Source organism: Aminipila terrae (genome assembly GCF_010120715.1).
In the GTDB taxonomy this organism is placed as follows: Bacteria; Bacillota; Clostridia; order Peptostreptococcales; family Anaerovoracaceae; genus Aminipila; species Aminipila terrae.
Window position 1 is genome coordinate 902,247 of record NZ_CP047591.1, and the last position, 16,813, is coordinate 919,059.

The window sequence follows — 16,813 nt, forward strand, 5'->3', positions numbered from 1 at the left end:
TATCCTCAACTACACTCTTTTGAGCAATAAAATTTTAATGCTTCCCCGATAAATTTAGATGCACCAGTTCCATATTTCTTTTCAATAGCCTTTATAAAAATGGAATCCGACAAATAAAGTTCTGCCATATAGCCGAAATAATTTTGCCCTTCATCAATTTGCAGGTCTTCATTCTGTTTTTTTGTCTCATTAACGATTTCTGCCACCATACACTGAATTTCTTTTGCCTGCGGATTTTGACTCAGATCATCTGTGAGCCTCTCATGCAGTGTTTCTAATACAGGCTGCTTACCACCAAGATTAAATTTCAATGCTTCTCCAATAAATTTTGATGCACCAGCTCCATATTTCTCATCAATTACCTTTATCCAGTCAGGGAGCAATAAATAAAGCTGAATCATGGAGTACCAATGGTCATTTCCAGCCTCCAACTTAAAAAGTTCATAATCCCTTTGTACTACATTTTTTATTTTTTCTGCAATCTGTTGAACCTCCACTGAAGAAGGCTCTTTCTTTATATTCGATGCAAGCTCTCCATATAATGTTTTTAATTCAGGATGTCTGTCTTCCAGACAATCCTTTTTAAACTCATCATACTGCTCTGCTAAATCAAAGGCTTTACTGTTATAATTTTTCTTCATGGCCTTTACATATTTTTCAATACTTCCATACTGTTTTATAGCCATTTCACCGATTTCAGTTTCTCTTGACCTGCATTTCTCGATAAATTCATTATACTTCTCCATACTGCCATAAGCCTTCATGATTTTATCTTCATGCTCTTTCTTAAAGTCTTCCAATGCATTAAAATATTCATCCATTTGAAACTCTTTAAAACTCATTACCCCTTCTCCAGTTAATGTTCTGTTGATAAGTGCAACCAAATCATTTAATCGGTTACATTTCAGCATCAAAAGCTTTTTCTGATTCTCCAGTGCCTGAATTTTATTATATTGTGGGCTATATATGATTTTTTTCACTTCTTTTAAGGGTATATCAAGTTCTTTGTAGAATAAAATCTGCTGCAAAGTCATAAGAGCCTCATCATCATAAATTCTGTAACCTGCATGGGTAACTTCACTTGGTTTTAATAACCCTATTTTATCATAGTAATGTAACATACGTATACTTATCCCTGTTAAATCAGAGACTTGCTTTACTGTTCTCAATTCAGTACCTCCAATAATAATTCTGAGTTTAAAATAATTCCTAAACTCTGCCGGCCATGAATTTTGTGAATATCTCAAACTTGGATATTATCTTACACTATGACACAATGCAAGGGTCAACAACTTTATTATAATTACTCTGCCATCCATTTTCTGATGTCCCGATATAAAATATCCGTTTCGGCCAGAGATTTACCATTCATTATAACATATTCCGGATATTTTCCCTTTAGTTTTACCACAACACTTTCTTCAACATTATTGTAAACGTAAAACATGCAGTTTCCGTATCCATTAACAGAAAAATGACCGAAGCTTTTATTTATTCCTCCATATCCATTTATACGGTGTCCTTCTGGAATTTTGTCAAGCTTTGACACATATACAATCTGGTTTTTTTCAATATTCATATCATACATTGCCGCGTCAATTACAAGTTTTGATCCCTGTTCCTTTATGATATAATCCTTTGATCCTCCATAAAGAACAATACCCAGAACTATGACCATCAGAGCAATAAATCCGATTCCTATAGCCTTCCCTGCAGGATTTCCTATATTAATTGTCCAGCCCATACTTGCCATTCTTTTCGGTACAATTATCCTTTTGTCATTTGGGTTATAGTAACATCCCCACTTCCAGGTACATTCCTGTTCAACCATATCATTATCATTTTGTAAGGTTTCATCATAAAAGTACTCTTCTAAGGAACGAATTTTTTTCTGATGCCAATTTGTTATTATGAGTAAACCAGCTATTAAAATTATAACTGGCGAAATAATAAAAGTTCCATTTTCCAAATAAACCATTGAAATATTAAACAGAATCCAAAACACTAACATGATAAAAGCAAAAAGAGTAGCTGCTTTACTATTTACCCGTTCTTCTGTTCTTGCACAGGCCTTATTAACTTCCGTGTCTTCACTTAACACCGGTGCATGCTGGCTTTTCATTTGATAATACAAGTAAACCATGCTTAACTGGCATAAAGGTCCGATAAAACTAAAGCCTATTGGGTAATATTGTCTCGCTTCTGGATTTACAACCAGAAAAATTGAAGGCAGAAAACTCAATATAAAAAACACCCAGTTCCAAACCGGACTGACACTTGATTTCCCTTTTTCTTTGGATACATTCATGTCAACCGTTACAACTTTATTTTTGGGATAAATCCATGCATTTTCTTGCTTTATCCTTTGAAGCTTTTTCTGGTAATGATGAATCACGCACCAATTAGCCAGTAAATTGGTCATAACCAGTATCAGCATGCAAAATTCTGCATATGCCTGAATATCTTTAATCAGCATAAGAAAACTAAATCCTATGAATAAGATCAAAGTCAGATAGCACTTGGTTTTGAACTTTTTAATAAGTTCTTCAACTTCAGGTGCTTTAGCATGCGCCCGGGACAAGGTAACCCCTAAAACCTGATAGTCCCGATAATTTTTATAAAACAATGCATTTACTGTCATTGTTGCAAATACAATCCATGTTAAAATAAGTAATGACTGAAGCATTCTAAAAACCTCCTTATTCGTAAACTCTGTCAATTAAATCTGATATATATTTTTTCAGGTCCTGCTTTGCGGCACCTTTCATACGGGCTTCTGAAACCAAAAGTTCCATGCCATGTTCAAAATTCTGATCAAAAGCGTGTCCAGACATTCCACGATTACTGATTTGAGCCCCATGTCTCCGGTCAATTACGATAATTCCTTCCTCTCTTAAAAGTCCATAGGCTTTATTTACTGTCATGGGGTTTACACCAATATCCTTGGCAAGCTGACGTACAGTAGGCAATGAATCCCCAGACTTAATATCCCCTTTTGCAACTCCAAATACAATTTGATTCCTGATTTGCTGATAAATTGGGATATCACTGGTCATATCTATTCTTAGTATCATAAGTCTTTCCTTTCTTACCGAACTTTGTATTAGTAATAGTAATACAAATAATACTTAATGTCAAGTAACTTTTTCTGGACTGTTATTTAATAAGCTCACCTAAATTCTCATTGACTGACATAAAGCCATTGCCCCTGTAGAACTCCTGTAATAATCAACTGGCTATATTCATATTCTTATAAAAATACATGAAGAAAGAAGGTAAAGATTGGTTGAAAAATATTAAGGTTCATTTACATCCTATTGTCGATCAAATTAATTTACCCACTGTTTTGAAAACCGCTATACTTCCTGGTGATTCCATAGAAAGGTTGTTTATAGCCACTCAGTTAGGTGAAATCTTTTATGTCCGGGATGGAATAGTAGAGACTTTCTTAGATATCCGTTCCAGAATTTTGGAGCTGGGCAGTTCCACTGGAGGATATGATGAACGGGGATTGCTGGGACTAGCGTTTCATCCTGAGTTTCATTATAATGGCCTGTTTTATCTTCATTATTCAGTTGCTGGTACACAGGGACCCGGAGCACTTCCCGGAGTTTTTCATCCGAATCCGTGTGACCCGGAAACCCTGAACTTGAAATGGACAAATAGAGAAACTCAATATAATCATATTGATACCGTAGAAGAATGGATTTTACAACCTAGTGGTCAGCCTCAGAAACTTCGGACATTACTTAATCTGAGAAGACCCTTTCTGAATCATAACGGGGTCAATAGTTTAAACTTTTCCCCTGAAACAGGTAAACTGGTTTTAACAACAGGAGATGGTGGATCCGGTTATGATCCTTTCAATTTAAGCCAGAATAATCTGGAAATCGCTGGGAAAATAATAGAAATTGATGTAGTAAAAAATATATATTCTGATACACCCCCCATAGTTACCCGTTTTGATGAACTTCCTGTACCCATCCAGGAAACCCTTACGGTTTTAGCCAAAGGAGTCCGCAATATACCCGGCATTTCTTTTCAAAAATTTTTTAATCAGTATATCAAATATGTGGGAATTGTAGGACAGGATCTGGCAGAGTCCCTTTATTCTTTTATTTTTTACAAACCAAAGCCGGTTACCCAGCTTATTCAAGATGCTTTGGCGCAATCGGAGCCAGATGATGATGGGTTTATTAACTTTGGCTGGCGGGGATGGGAGGGTTCTTTTCCTACTCCAATTATAAGAGCATGCTCAGCCAATACAAATCTGAATGAGAAAACAATTGCTTATTATGATGAAGCTGTTGAAACTTTAATCCAGCGACTTTTACCTCTGACTAATTATTTTCATGAGGATTCACGACCAGATAAATTTGGAGGCACTGCACTTACAGGTGTCCAGCCCTATATGGGGAATCAGATTGTTGACTTAGCAGGAAGTGTGGTCTTTTCTGATCTGGCTCGGGATGAAGAATCGCCGCCTCCAGTCAGAGGAGTTTTAGCTTATACAAAAATAACTGATGTTTGTAAGCCAAGTGATTTTGGCGTCATTGAAACCGATTATAATTTTGGGACTAAATCAGCTTATTATGTTACTTTGGGAACAAACCTGGACCAGACCAGCCTATACTTAGGGGTTTATGGTTCTACCAATGTAACTGACTATAACCAGGGGACTATTTTTGAAATTGTACCATAAAATAATCAGTAAATAAAAATACCAGCGTACATTCGTGTTTTCACGGTCAAAATTCTACTCAGTTTTAAATTTATAATCGCATTTTTGGCATTGGGAAATAACAGATTGGCTGTTCTCTCTGTGGTATACGCCCGACCATCTGCAAATACTCTGCAATATAGGTATAACAGATTTCCCTTTGTGGGTGAGATGATATTCCACTCTGGGAGGAATTTCATCATAAGACTGTCTTTCAATGATTTGGTCCGCCATCAGTTCCTTTAGTGTGGCTGCCAGAACTGCATCTGTAATATTCACCATTTCCTTACGCAACGAGCTGTAACGAAGGACACCTTTTTCCGCTAAAACGCAAATAATTCGCGACTTCCATTTTCCTCCGAAAATTTGTAAACCGTATTCCAGAGGACAACGAATATCCTTTTCTAATTTAGGTTGATACATTTTTATTCCCTCCTACCTGCATTATAGAATCACTAGTTTACTATTACAAGTTACTATTAAATTTAATAGCAACTTATAAATTTACTAATGTATTTTATATTGGAAGTTTCAGGTCTATACTTTAGTCAAGTTCAAGTAAGAACAATTCAAAGGAGGTCAATTCAAATGAATGAAAATCTTGTAAAGCTTCTCAAAGAGCAGCTGTGGTATCTTGGAACCTATTCTGATGAACCCAACGTTGTGCCCGTAACATTCAAGGATGTCACTGCAGATGGTAAGCTAATTGTCGGTGATGTATTTCTGGAGACTACTCTGTCCAACCTCAAGTGTAACGGAAAGATATCAGTTTCTGCCTGTAATGGTACCACAATGGAAGGATATCAAATCAAGGGAACTGCAAAGTACATGACAGAAGGCTCTATTGTTGACACTTTCAAAAATCTGGTATCCCAGATCTTCAACGGTGCCATAACGGCCAAGGGTGCCCTCATTATCACTCCGGAAAGGGTTATTGTCACTACTCCTGGTGCAGATAATAAAAAAGTTATAGAGCTTTTCTAAAAAACTTCTGGATTTATCCAAAAAACAAAAGCATCAGGTTTAGATATCCTGATGCCTTTGGATTTTTCTATTTTGCTGGTTCCCATTTGCAACGAACCGGAGAAACAATAACATTTTCCTTTTTTAATTCTTTAAATGCACTGTCAATTTCTTTGCGCTCCAAGCCTGATAACTTTTCTACTTCTCCTGCACTTAAGGGCTGTCCTGCAGACTTCATTACTTCTAATACTTTTTCTTTAGCACTCATATTTTATCTCCTTTTGCTTTTCCAAACTTCCTATACTCATAATACTTATATTACCCATATTAGTGATATTGAAACTGTAAAGTTATCCCTGGCTTAAGGCCTTCGGCAGCTTCACATAATCCATTTCAGACCCTTAGCATGCCACGGAAACCTCTGGCAGCATAGTAAGACTCTGCACCATTATGATATACAAATACGGTATCATAGCGCCGATCACAAAAAATGGCACCACCCATTTTTCTGATATTATCCGGTGTTTTTACCCAGCTAGATGTTTTGGCATCAAAATTTCCAAGTTTCTGTAACTCCCGGTACTGCTCTTCTGTTAAAATGTCAATACCTATGGTAGCAGCCATATCCACAGCATTATTGGCCGGTTTATGTTCTTTCCTTGACTCCAGAGCATCACGGTCATAACAGACACTTCTGCGGCCTTTAGGACTTTCTGCTGAACAATCACAAAAAATATATTTATCCGTATTCTTATCATAGCCTACAACATCCGGCTCTCCACCAGTTACTTCCATCTCGTTAAGGGCCCAGAGTTTGTCTTTATTAGTCTCCAGCTTTGCCTGTACTTTATCCCATCTAATATCAATATGATAGCTCATATTTTTCTCAAAACGTTCCTTCAATATTTTGATTAACTCTTTACTTTGCTCTGGGGCCAATTCCTTATTATCACTAATATTATTCAGCTTTGTCATATAAGCCTCTCCCTTATTTTAATTTTGCTCCGCATAACTCTTAAAATTGTCCAATATAGCCTGCCACCCGGATCTTTGCATCTCTAAAGAATTGGTTTTCTCAGCCTCAAAGGTCTCAACCACTTTTACGTACCCATCCAGCTCCGTAAATTGAACAATTACTTTTCTTCCGTCTCCAATGGTGAAAGCAATTTTCTTGAAGGGAATCACTTCGTCATACACACCAGCAAAGTTAAAGCTATTACTGTTATCCCTTGCAGCCATTTTATAATTGAAGATTCCACCTGCTCTTAAATCACTTTCTGCTGACGGCGTATACCAATCTTCTGATGCATTATTCCATTTCATCACATGCTGTGGCAATGTCCATTTTTCCCAAACCTGGTCAATAGGTCTATTTATAATTGTTTCGATAGTGATGCTCTTACTTTCTATATGTGGACTACTGCTTTCAAAATTCAGACGTGCTTTTTCCAAAGCATCTAAGTCAAACTTTTTCATTTTTAAGAAAGCCTCTGTAACCTTTCGGACTTCATCCTTTGACCCTTGGAATAAAACCTCATCCATGTTTTCTGGTACAATCTGCCACGAAACGCCAAATTGATCTTTTACCCATCCACATTGCTCTGCTTCAGGTACGGCTGAAAGCTTGTCCCAGAAGTAATCAATCTCTTTCTGGTCTTTACATTTTATAATAAGTGAAAATGCCTCATTAAAACTGTAATCTACGTTGAATCCATTATCCATTGCAGAGAAATCTATACCCCAAAGTTTGAAAGCTGAATAATTAATTTTTGCTTTGGCAGATTCTGCCTCTCCCTCCCCATACCTGCTAATCATTCCTATTTCTGATGCTTCAAATATATCCGTATAATATTTTACTGCTTCTTCCGCTTTACCACATGATTCATTGGAGAAAAGCAGGTTTGGCGTAATCTTTTGAACGATTTGCCCACTGTCCACAAACATCAACTGCCAGGACAAACCATACCGATCCTGAATCCAGCTGTACCTCTTACTAAAAGGATATTCCCCAAGGGGCATTAATTCACTACCACCTTCTGATAAAGCCTTCCACAGGGTATTCACCTCTTCTACAGAAGAACAGGCTACCATCAGGGAGATTGATGGATTAAACTTAAAGTAAGGACCTGCACTTATTGCATTAAATTGCTGGCCTGCTAATTGAAAGTTTACAATTTCTGCATTTCCTGAAGGTGTGTTTTCTAAAACTGTCACATTTAACAGTTTAGAGTGCTCAAATAAACTGATATAGAACAAAGCAGCTTCTTTAGCTTCTTTGTCATACCATAAATGTGGAACTATTTTTTGCATAAAAACCTCCTTCAATAATTATAAACACTTTGTGTTTACAGTTAACATTCATCATACAGTGAGTAATATCTGTTAAATAAAATATACTCTCTTTATTCCAATTGTCAAAGGGTTCCAGTCTCACTATGCTTTATTCCCTGTAAAACAATCTGCGCCTTTGACAGATTAGTCCACGGTAAACATCCAGTTAACACCAAACTTATCCTGCAAATGTCCATGAAGTTTTGCAAAAAAAGTAGGATTAAGTTCTAAATAAATCTTACCCCCATCTTGCAAGATATCCCATGCATATTTTACCATTTCCTCGTTACTGGAGGTCAAGGTAATATACATATTGTTTCCCCATGTGTGAGTCTGTCCCCCATCTGCACACATAATTTCCGTTCCGTCGATAATAATCCTGGAATGTAAAACAAGGTTTAAATCCTTTTCTGCAATAGGAAAGTCAGGATTTGGAGGCATATCTTTATATTTCTCCATCATAATAACTTTTGTATTAAATGCCTTTTCGTATGCCTTTAATGCTTCTTGGCAGTTTCTATTAAACATAAGATAGTGACCTAACATAATAAATACTCCTTACTATTTTTTATTTACCTGTTGTAACAGCGATTGAAAAAATCCCTTTATTCAGTTTTCCAAATCGAATAGCTTTTATCCCCAGTTTTTCACAGTTGGGCTCTTAATCAAAGAAATATTAGGTATTTATATGGGCACCCTTATGTAAAATCGATATGGCCGCTGCAATAAGAATCATGCCCATGAAAGCAGGTGCTGCATGGCCAAGGTATACGTAAATCTGCCCCCCAATGACAGGTCCAATTATTCTTGCTAAGGATTGAATGGCCTGACTTCCTCCCTGAATCCTTCCTTGTTCACCAGCTTCCACAGACTTAGATACCATCCCATTGAATGAAGGCCCGAAGATGGAGTCACCAAAACCAAATATAAACATTCCAGCAATAAGTAAAGGATAAAATGATAGCAAAGCCGATGCCGCAATCAGACTGTAGCCTGTAATCTCCGAAGCCATGCCTAAAATGGCAATCTGTGGATCTTTAAGTTTCAGTAGAAGCTTTGGCATGATCAGACCTTGTGAAATCATATCCTGAACACCCATAATGGAAAACATCAGTCCAATGATTGCAGGTGCCCAATGAAACGTATCTATTGTAAATTGTGAAAAAACGGCCTGTAAGGATCCGTTTGGCAGCCAAATTAAGAATGCAGACACAAGCAGTCTGTTTAAGCCTTTCATAGAAAGAATGTTTACAAGCTGTGTGAAGGGATTCAGTCTTACAAAGGTAATCTTTTTCAATCGGTTATCCTTGTGAAGGCTCTCTGGCATATATAATATTCCAAAAATAACATTCATCAAAGTTATTGCCGCTCCAAAATACATAGGAGCAGAATAACCAAACCTGGCTATCAGCCCACCCAGGGCTGGGCCAATAGCTGCCCCGGCACCAGCCACCGCACTCACCCAACCAAAGTATTTGGTGCGCCGTTCTTTAGGCGTGATATCTGCAAAATAGGCAAAAATGGTGCTTATGCTACCACCTGTTATACCCTCTATTATTCGCCCAGCAAATAGTATCCATAGAGCTCCCCCCATTCCAAAGATGAAGTAACCTATTGAGGAACCCAGAAGACATATTAAAAGTAACGGACGACGGCCATATCTGTCGCTCAGTGCACCAAGTCCCGGTGCCGCAAATAACACGCAAACTGCATATACAGAGGTCAGGAGGGTAACTACCACAGCCTGCTCTCGCGGATTGCTTACGTAAGGCTGCACCAAAAATGGTACCACAGGCGTTATGATACTGAAACCTATTCCACAAAGAAACACAGACATAAGACCAAATATCAATGCCTTATGATTTGCAGTTTGTTCTGTACTCTGTTTATGGTGGTGTAATCTAAATTTAAACATATAAATCTCCTCTCAAAAGTCAAGTTTTGTTTCCTTGGAAACATACTTACCATACCATCATTTTGTTTCCCTGTCAACAAAATTATTGCAGAAAAATAGCAGCCCACTCTTAACAGAATTGGCTGCCTGCCATGTTACATTATTTAAATTCATTCTGACTTAATGTCAATATCCCCGTTTCTTCATCTCTTCATCCAAATGCCTGTTATACTTTTCTACAAAGTTAAGCATACTGTCAAGCTGTTCCTCGGTTATCTGTTCAAATACTACCTTATCCCTCTCCTGAAACTCCTTGTGCAGTTCCTCATGAATGTTGTACACTTCCTGCCCCTGTTTCGTAAGCCTGAAATAGATTTCTTTCTTGTTATCAGGCTTCTGATAACTTTCTATAGCCCCTTTTTTTATAAGCTTTCTGGTCATTTTGCTTATGGCTCCCCTGGTCATATACAGGGACTCTGCAAGTTTTGTCACGTTAGAATCTGAATTTCTTCCAATATATTCGATATAATGTACTTCAGAAGATTTATAACCCCTAAGACTCTCTTGCATCTTAAACTTATTCAGCCACGCCATTTTGTTTACTAATTCCCTTAAACTCATCATGACCTGCTCTTCTTTGTTCATCGTGTGTCCTCCCACTCATTCAGTGTTTTAATAATATCATATTAGATTTTTGTTTCTTTTTCAACAATATAGAAATAAATTGTCTCTCTAACGAAGTAAAAAGCAGTCTTATACATTGAATTCTGTATAAAACTGCCCACTTACATGTTGTACCATAATACAATTTTACAGGGTTATGGTTACTTCCTCCCCGTCCTTTGATTTAACTTCCACCAATTTCAGTCCCCTATAGCCTCTTAAATATTTTAAACTTCTGGCAAGTTCGCCAAAATCTATGCAATCAATGATATCTCTTTGCTTCTGATTCAGATTCTTCCCAGTTTTTTCTATAGCATAGGAAGCTATCCTGCATCCCAAACTTGCAATGCTTAAAGGTATGGGAATAAAATACTTTTTACCACTTTTCTCTTTTATATAAATTCTCATTGCATCAATTCCCTTTCATATTCCTTATCTGCATAAAAGATTTATAATTGCAGCATACGCTTCCAATGAAGTTATTCAACTACAATCTCCACGTTGTCCCCTTTTTCACTTTTCACATCAACAATTTTACCATCCAGACCATCACTTACAGCCTGAAGAATAGCCTGAATGTCAATATCCTCCATACCTTCTACCCCTTCAACCTTAGGTATTCGCTTAATAGCTCCTCCTATGGTTCTTATAAACTTAACCGGTATGTTTATATTCACGTTGTCTCCGTTTTGTGAATCAACTCGGATTTTTAGCATTTTATCTGAGTTAATAACTGCGGGAACCTCCTTTTTAGAAGAATATAACACTTCTATAAGTTCTTCCGCTTTCTCCGCATCAATTTTACCCTCTTCCAGCATCTTTAATACTTTCATAACCTCTTCATTCATTTAATCCAACTCCCTTTTAAACTATTTTTTTAATAAATTAATTGCTTCTTCTGCTGTAATTTCCCCTTTTTCCAGTTTATCAATCACTTCGGAACTGTTATCAGATTTCTCCCTAATTGGTGCATATCCCAGGGAAGCAATTAAATCTTCTATTTTGCTTCGGACTGTAGGGTAAGAGATTCCAAGTTCCTTTTCAACATCTTTGATATTCCCTCTGCATTTTATGAAAACTTCTGCAAAATTCAGCTGCTCCATAGTGAGGTAAGAAAACTTGGAAAGTTCAAATTCATTTTCAATAACAGTATTACATGTTTTACATTTTAATTTTGTAACTGTAAGTTTGGAATTACATACAGGACATTGAGTTAATATTTTATATGCCATACAAATCACTCTCCATAATTGCATTATACTACTTATTTTAATATAATCAATATTTATTTTAATATTTTTTATATTTTTTTATTTTAATGTTAATTTTATTAATTATTAAATTAATTATCTGTTCTGTTAACATAATATACTCTGTAAGTAAGTTTAATATATATCAACCAATTGTTTTAATCGTTCTATATCAGAGATTATGTACCCTTTTCCCTTATCTTTTTTTAGAATCCCCATATTACCAAATTGCTTTATGACGTATAATACATGCCGGTAGCTGACGTTCACTCATCCGATAACTTCTGGCCAGTAATTTCCGGGAGATGTATGAAGCAAAATAAAACGAGGCTTCTTTTGCGAGTATGCTGATTCAAAAACTCTTATATTGACACATAAGTGCATATAGTGTATAGTGTGTATCATCAAACATCACACCATTACAAGGGAGGTAAAATGAAAATACTAATATCTAACACTTCCGATAAACCTCTTTATCAGCAAATCAAAGATCAGATTAAAGACGCGATTTTAAAAGAGGACTTAGTAGAAGGCAGTCCCCTGCCGTCTATCCGTACATTTGCCAATGAACTAAAAGTAAGTGTCTTGACTATTCGTCGCGTTTACGAGGAATTAGAACAAGAAGGGTTTGTAACAAGCCAGGTTGGTATAGGTACTTTTGTTTCTGCCAGTAATATTGAGTTGCTTAGAGACTCAAAGCGCCGGGTGGTAGAGCAAAAAATGCAGGATATGATACAATCGGCCAAGTCATTACGTATCAGCAAAAAAGAACTTAATGACATGATGGATATTTTGTACGAGGAGGATTGACATGAACAATATTTTAGAAGTATCTGGCTTGAATAAGTCATACAAGGATTTTTCTCTGAGAGATGTATCGTTTTCTTTACCTGAGGGTTGTATCACTGGTTTTATTGGTGTAAACGGTGCAGGAAAAACAACTACTTTGCGGAGTATTTTAGGACTTACCAACAGAGTTTCTGGAGAAGTCCGTTTCTTTGGTATGGATATGTGTTCAAATGAAAAGCAAATAAAAGAACGTATTGGAATTGTGCTTGACGATGGCTGCTTTTACGATGAATTAACTTTAGGAGAAATGAAAAACGTGGTGGCCCTGCTTATAAATCATGGAGCGAAAAAGATTTTAAAAAATATATGGATCAGTTTTCGTTACTTTCGACACAAAAAATCAATACTCTGTCAAAAGGTATGCGAATGAAATATGCATTGGCACTTGCTCTCTCCCATAAGGCAGAGCTTTTGATTATGGACGAACCAACCAGTGGCCTTGACCCTCTCATTCGCAGCCAGCTGCTTAAAATATTAAAGGAATATATGGATAATGGCGGGAAAGGGGTCTTTTTCTCCACACATATTACTTCTGACCTTGATAAAATTGCCGATATGCTCATTATGATTGATAATGGCCATATAGTTTTACAGGAAGAAAAGGATACATTACTGGACAACTATCGAATCATAAAAGGTGATGCAAAATCACTAACAGAAGAGATACGCAAACTGTTTTTAAAGGTATCTGTAACGTCTTTCGGCTTTACCGGAATTACAAACCAAAGCGGAAAAATTCGCAGTTGCATGCCAGACGTTATTATGGAACGTCTAACCATCGAAGATATCATGCTTGCCAGCATTAAGGAGGTGCACTAATAATGCTACTACATTTAATAAAAAAAGACTTTTTACTTGTAAAGAAATATGCATTGATGATGATTGTGCTATGCACTTTTATTCCACTTTTTACCCTTTGGCGTATTCCTACCTTGGCTGGCCCCGTTGGATTCTGTTTGTCTGTCATCTTTGCTATTTTCATGCTCCTGCAATATTTATTATTAAAGGAAACTCAGTTCCCTAAAGCTGCAACCTTACTTTGTTCAACCCCTTATCCAAGAGAACTGCTTGTTTTATCAAAATATAGTTTTTGCCTGATTATTTATGCAGCGTGCTGTGTGATTTTTGGTCTCGAAACTTTGGTATTCCATCAGTTAGGAGGAATTCATTTGGAACTGCCGTCAGTAGTCTTCTTTATACTTTCTGTTTTTTTAGGCATTTACATGCCTGTACTATATAAACTGGGCTATGAAAAGACTAAATTCGTTTTTGTGGTTACCATCATGGGTTCATGTTTTGCATTGCCACAACTAATGGAAATTAGCAGTAAAGTAAATCTTGGCTCTTTAGCTGCAATTTCCCCATCCATTTTTTATGGTGGAGTTATCCTCATTAGCCTTATCATTCTTGCTATATCAGCTTCTCTTTCTATTAAAATATATAGCAAAGCTGATTTAGCTTGAAAAGCAGAAAGGAGAAACTCTAATGACACGTTTACCAGATTGGCTTGTATTAATTTGCGTTATATTTCCAATTGTTTATTTACTATACAACTCCCCAAAAAACAAGGATAAAAAATAATAAAACATGAACCTTTACCTCTTAGCCCTCTGAGGTTATTTTGAAGGTTGGACCAGTTTGGGAAAATCTTTGCATATGATATTCCCCGCCTTTATATTGTCTCTTATTTCATCAAACCCGATTTCAAATTCTGCATAGTTTCCTGATGCATGGGAAACCGCAACTACAATTCCTAAGGAATGATCTGCAATATAGCTGAAATTGCAGGAAGTCACCATGCTATTGCAGCTTATTGAATCAGTTTCCTCAAAATACTGTTGAAGATTTTTGTAGTTTGGCTTGGAATTAATCTGATAGAGGAAATCTAACGATTGGTAAACTTGGTCTGCTATGATTTTATTATTATTCGGGTAAAGAGAATTTTTCGATACAAACTTTCTGGCGATAAATTTATTAATAAAGCTCTGATCAATTTTGACAAAATCCTTTAGCATTAATATTTTTCCCGAATTTAAATCGAGATTAACCGTATTATAATCTCTTTCTGGAGGTTCTCCATCCAGGCAACTATACCCTGAATACGCAACACTTAATAAGTTGGTGCCCTTCCATTTCACTTTATAATCTATGGATGCCTCTATGGTATTTTCAAAGGGCTTTTCCACCGCGGAAGCCCATTCTTTGTAATTATTCAATCGTTTCAACGCATCATTTTTAAGAATATCATTCAAATTTTTTTGCTTTGGATTGTCTCCTAAATTGGTTATTTGGGGATAACGGATTGTAATTTTGTTCTTTGAAAAAGTTTGTTTAACCAGATTATATTTTATACTCTTCTGGCTTTGTTTGTTTGCACCAGACACCTTAACAGATTGTGACTTATCTCCCGATGGCTTACCTTTTAGACTATTTGCCACTCCAGGCACAGTGTTAGCGCCCACTATCAAAAATGCTAACATAAGTGTTAATAAAACCGATACTGTTTTCTTATTATATTTCATATTACCAATGAACCTCACTTTCTTACTATATGACTTTCTAAATTATAATTCGTTACAAATATTTTTTAAAAAAATCAGTTTAAACAGCAAAAAAATTATCTAATCTGGCAGTCATTTTTCAATATGCATTGCACAAAAAAATACATTACTCCATTTGAATAATGTATTTTGCAAATTGTTACTATATAAAATATGCTATTCTTCACAGTCTTACTGAAGCTTAATCGGAATATTTTCTAGATACTCTGTAAGGTTCCTCTGTGTTTCCTATTGCATATTCACCTATTACTGTTTTACCATCATTTAGGTATACTGGTATATATTTTAATTGATTTTTGTTTTTCGCTTGCCATTTTAATGCTTCTGCTGGACTTTTAGCATCAATTTTAGTTAACTCTTCAGTTAAAATATATCCTTTCAACTTGTTTGAACCACTAACCAGAATTAAATCTGGCATAGAATCATTTTCCCATTTTAACTCGCCATAAGTTTGTCCCTGTTTATTAATCGGGTACCCATTTTTATAACCATATATGTCTTTATTGTAATAATTGTACATAAACATGATAATAACGACCAGTAAAATCAAAATATTATAATTAATACTAATTTATTTTTTTATTCACAATAGCATCTTTATTCTTATCTTGCATTTTTTCACCATCCCTACTAATCCCATATCTATAGTATTTCTTTGTTAAATATTGTCAATATATTCTGTATGAAATGTTGTCTCAGCTACATGAAATGTGATATTTAACTACTTTTTTGCAAAATTTTCGAAAATAAAAACATCATAGTACATGAGTTTACTCTCTTAGTACTATGATGTTATCATCAATTATGGAAAAACTTACAGGCAATCTCCAGCCATTCCTCTGGAAGATAGAGAGCAAGATAGCCATGGTTATAGCCTTTTGCTTCATATATTTCACAATTGGGTACAAAGGATTTAAAAAGCTGTGCTGACTTTTTTACACATTTCATCTCCTTTTCCCCATACCAATACATTACCTGTGCCCTGGTATCCTTCAAACTCTCTTTAAGGTTATAATACATGTATGTATGATATACAGAAACCATGGTTTCCCTTGGCAGTAAGGGCATCTCCCTTATATAATAATCTTGAAGCTCTTTTGGGTAAAGCATCTTTTCAGGAAGCATTCTGGGCATTAAAGCAAGCTGCTTTCTGCAAGCCTTTTCACTGAATAAGAATTTATGGGTAAGCTTAAAGGTTGTAACGCAGAATTTCGCCATGTAAGGTGTAGGATAACATATGCTGCCATCAATAATTGCTTTTTCTACTATGTCCGGCTTTCTGGATAAAAGTTCAATGACAATCTGACCTCCAAGAGAAACACCAGAAAGAGCAAAAATCCTTCCGCCACAATTCTCATTAATATAATCCATAAGCTTATCTACGGTTGCCTCCGTAGATACATAAGGAATAGTATGTTCTTCTCCGTGTCCATCCAGTGTGGGAAGAATCACATGATACCGTTCAGATAATATTCTTGCCTGACGAAGATAGTTCCACCATGCATTACCTCCACCATGTATCAGCATTATATGAGGATTTGTTTTATCTCCAAATTCGTGAAATTTCATTTTAAGCTCCTTC

General features: G+C 36.1%; 22 protein-coding genes. 6 read left to right on the plus strand and 16 right to left on the minus strand.

What is annotated here, in order from left to right; all coding sequences use genetic code 11:
• Positions 1 to 5: 5 nt before the first annotated feature.
• The 3 genes from Ami3637_RS04195 to Ami3637_RS04205 form a co-directional block, all read right to left on the minus strand.
• The gene (locus tag Ami3637_RS04195; protein WP_162361458.1) at positions 6 to 1,169 is read right to left on the minus strand and encodes a MerR family transcriptional regulator; all 1,164 of its coding nucleotides are present in this window, start codon (positions 1,167 to 1,169) and stop codon (positions 6 to 8) included.
• A gap of 134 nt (positions 1,170 to 1,303) precedes the next feature.
• The gene (locus tag Ami3637_RS04200; protein WP_162361459.1) at positions 1,304 to 2,686 is read right to left on the minus strand and encodes a DUF5808 domain-containing protein; all 1,383 of its coding nucleotides are present in this window, start codon (positions 2,684 to 2,686) and stop codon (positions 1,304 to 1,306) included.
• Positions 2,687 to 2,699: 13 nt separating this feature from the next.
• On the minus strand, positions 2,700 to 3,074 hold the full coding sequence (locus Ami3637_RS04205) for a GntR family transcriptional regulator (protein WP_162361460.1): 375 nt from the start codon (positions 3,072 to 3,074) through the stop codon (positions 2,700 to 2,702).
• A gap of 212 nt (positions 3,075 to 3,286) precedes the next feature.
• Between Ami3637_RS04205 and Ami3637_RS04210 the strand changes: the two genes are divergently transcribed.
• The gene (locus Ami3637_RS04210; protein WP_162361461.1) at positions 3,287 to 4,702 is read left to right on the plus strand and encodes a PQQ-dependent sugar dehydrogenase; all 1,416 of its coding nucleotides are present in this window, start codon (positions 3,287 to 3,289) and stop codon (positions 4,700 to 4,702) included.
• Between the two features lie 54 nt (positions 4,703 to 4,756).
• Here the strand turns inward: Ami3637_RS04210 and Ami3637_RS04215 are convergent, their stop codons facing one another.
• Positions 4,757 to 5,143: a winged helix-turn-helix transcriptional regulator gene (locus Ami3637_RS04215; RefSeq protein WP_162361462.1), complete on the minus strand. Its 387-nt coding sequence runs from the start codon at positions 5,141 to 5,143 to the stop codon at positions 4,757 to 4,759.
• A 165-nt stretch (positions 5,144 to 5,308) separates the two neighbouring features.
• Between Ami3637_RS04215 and Ami3637_RS04220 the strand changes: the two genes are divergently transcribed.
• Positions 5,309 to 5,704 (plus strand): pyridoxamine 5'-phosphate oxidase family protein, encoded by a 396-nt coding sequence (locus tag Ami3637_RS04220; protein WP_162361463.1) that lies wholly within the window; start codon positions 5,309 to 5,311, stop codon positions 5,702 to 5,704.
• A 67-nt stretch (positions 5,705 to 5,771) separates the two neighbouring features.
• Here the strand turns inward: Ami3637_RS04220 and Ami3637_RS04225 are convergent, their stop codons facing one another.
• From Ami3637_RS04225 to Ami3637_RS04265, 9 genes are all read right to left on the minus strand, one after another.
• Positions 5,772 to 5,951 (minus strand): transcriptional regulator, encoded by a 180-nt coding sequence (locus Ami3637_RS04225; protein ID WP_162361464.1) that lies wholly within the window; start codon positions 5,949 to 5,951, stop codon positions 5,772 to 5,774.
• Between the two features lie 125 nt (positions 5,952 to 6,076).
• The gene (locus Ami3637_RS04230; protein WP_162361465.1) at positions 6,077 to 6,658 is read right to left on the minus strand and encodes a DUF4256 domain-containing protein; all 582 of its coding nucleotides are present in this window, start codon (positions 6,656 to 6,658) and stop codon (positions 6,077 to 6,079) included.
• 18 nt (positions 6,659 to 6,676) lie between these two features.
• The gene (locus Ami3637_RS04235; protein WP_162361466.1) at positions 6,677 to 7,993 is read right to left on the minus strand and encodes a VOC family protein; all 1,317 of its coding nucleotides are present in this window, start codon (positions 7,991 to 7,993) and stop codon (positions 6,677 to 6,679) included.
• 165 nt (positions 7,994 to 8,158) lie between these two features.
• Positions 8,159 to 8,560, minus strand: coding sequence for a VOC family protein (locus Ami3637_RS04240; RefSeq protein WP_162361467.1), 402 nt, complete (start codon positions 8,558 to 8,560; stop codon positions 8,159 to 8,161).
• Between the two features lie 130 nt (positions 8,561 to 8,690).
• Entirely contained in the window at positions 8,691 to 9,929 is a 1,239-nt protein-coding gene (locus tag Ami3637_RS04245; RefSeq protein ID WP_162361468.1) for an MFS transporter, read from the minus strand.
• Positions 9,930 to 10,094: 165 nt separating this feature from the next.
• Positions 10,095 to 10,553, minus strand: a complete 459-nt coding sequence (locus Ami3637_RS04250) for a MarR family transcriptional regulator (protein ID WP_162361469.1) — start codon at positions 10,551 to 10,553, stop codon at positions 10,095 to 10,097.
• Between the two features lie 165 nt (positions 10,554 to 10,718).
• Positions 10,719 to 10,979, minus strand: a complete 261-nt coding sequence (locus tag Ami3637_RS04255) for a hypothetical protein (RefSeq protein WP_162361470.1) — start codon at positions 10,977 to 10,979, stop codon at positions 10,719 to 10,721.
• A gap of 71 nt (positions 10,980 to 11,050) precedes the next feature.
• On the minus strand, positions 11,051 to 11,419 hold the full coding sequence (locus Ami3637_RS04260; protein WP_162361471.1) for an SHOCT-like domain-containing protein: 369 nt from the start codon (positions 11,417 to 11,419) through the stop codon (positions 11,051 to 11,053).
• 21 nt (positions 11,420 to 11,440) lie between these two features.
• Positions 11,441 to 11,803 (minus strand): DUF2089 domain-containing protein, encoded by a 363-nt coding sequence (locus Ami3637_RS04265; protein WP_162361472.1) that lies wholly within the window; start codon positions 11,801 to 11,803, stop codon positions 11,441 to 11,443.
• A 453-nt stretch (positions 11,804 to 12,256) separates the two neighbouring features.
• On the opposite strand from Ami3637_RS04265, the gene Ami3637_RS04270 reads away from it, so the two are divergent.
• From Ami3637_RS04270 to Ami3637_RS04280, 4 genes are read left to right on the plus strand one after another with little or no spacing between them, the layout of a single operon-like run.
• Positions 12,257 to 12,631 (plus strand): GntR family transcriptional regulator, encoded by a 375-nt coding sequence (locus tag Ami3637_RS04270; RefSeq protein WP_162361473.1) that lies wholly within the window; start codon positions 12,257 to 12,259, stop codon positions 12,629 to 12,631.
• Position 12,632: 1 nt separating this feature from the next.
• Positions 12,633 to 13,040: an ATP-binding cassette domain-containing protein gene (locus Ami3637_RS18310; protein ID WP_330586819.1), complete on the plus strand. Its 408-nt coding sequence runs from the start codon at positions 12,633 to 12,635 to the stop codon at positions 13,038 to 13,040.
• Positions 12,977 to 13,489, plus strand: coding sequence for an AAA family ATPase (locus tag Ami3637_RS18315; protein ID WP_330586820.1), 513 nt, complete (start codon positions 12,977 to 12,979; stop codon positions 13,487 to 13,489). Before Ami3637_RS18310 ends, Ami3637_RS18315 begins: the two co-directional genes overlap by 64 nt.
• Positions 13,490 to 13,491: 2 nt before the next feature.
• Complete coding sequence (locus Ami3637_RS04280) at positions 13,492 to 14,133, plus strand: ABC-2 transporter permease (RefSeq protein ID WP_243158102.1); 642 nt, start codon at positions 13,492 to 13,494, stop codon at positions 14,131 to 14,133.
• A 153-nt stretch (positions 14,134 to 14,286) separates the two neighbouring features.
• Here the strand turns inward: Ami3637_RS04280 and Ami3637_RS04285 are convergent, their stop codons facing one another.
• The 3 genes from Ami3637_RS04285 to Ami3637_RS04295 form a co-directional block, all read right to left on the minus strand.
• Positions 14,287 to 15,192 (minus strand): PdaC/SigV domain-containing protein, encoded by a 906-nt coding sequence (locus Ami3637_RS04285; protein ID WP_162361474.1) that lies wholly within the window; start codon positions 15,190 to 15,192, stop codon positions 14,287 to 14,289.
• Between the two features lie 220 nt (positions 15,193 to 15,412).
• A complete protein-coding gene (locus Ami3637_RS04290; protein WP_162361475.1) occupies positions 15,413 to 15,649 on the minus strand; it encodes a hypothetical protein in 237 nt (78 codons plus the stop codon).
• A gap of 380 nt (positions 15,650 to 16,029) precedes the next feature.
• Positions 16,030 to 16,800, minus strand: a complete 771-nt coding sequence (locus Ami3637_RS04295; protein ID WP_162361476.1) for an alpha/beta fold hydrolase — start codon at positions 16,798 to 16,800, stop codon at positions 16,030 to 16,032.
• Between the last annotated feature and the right edge of the window lie 13 nt (positions 16,801 to 16,813).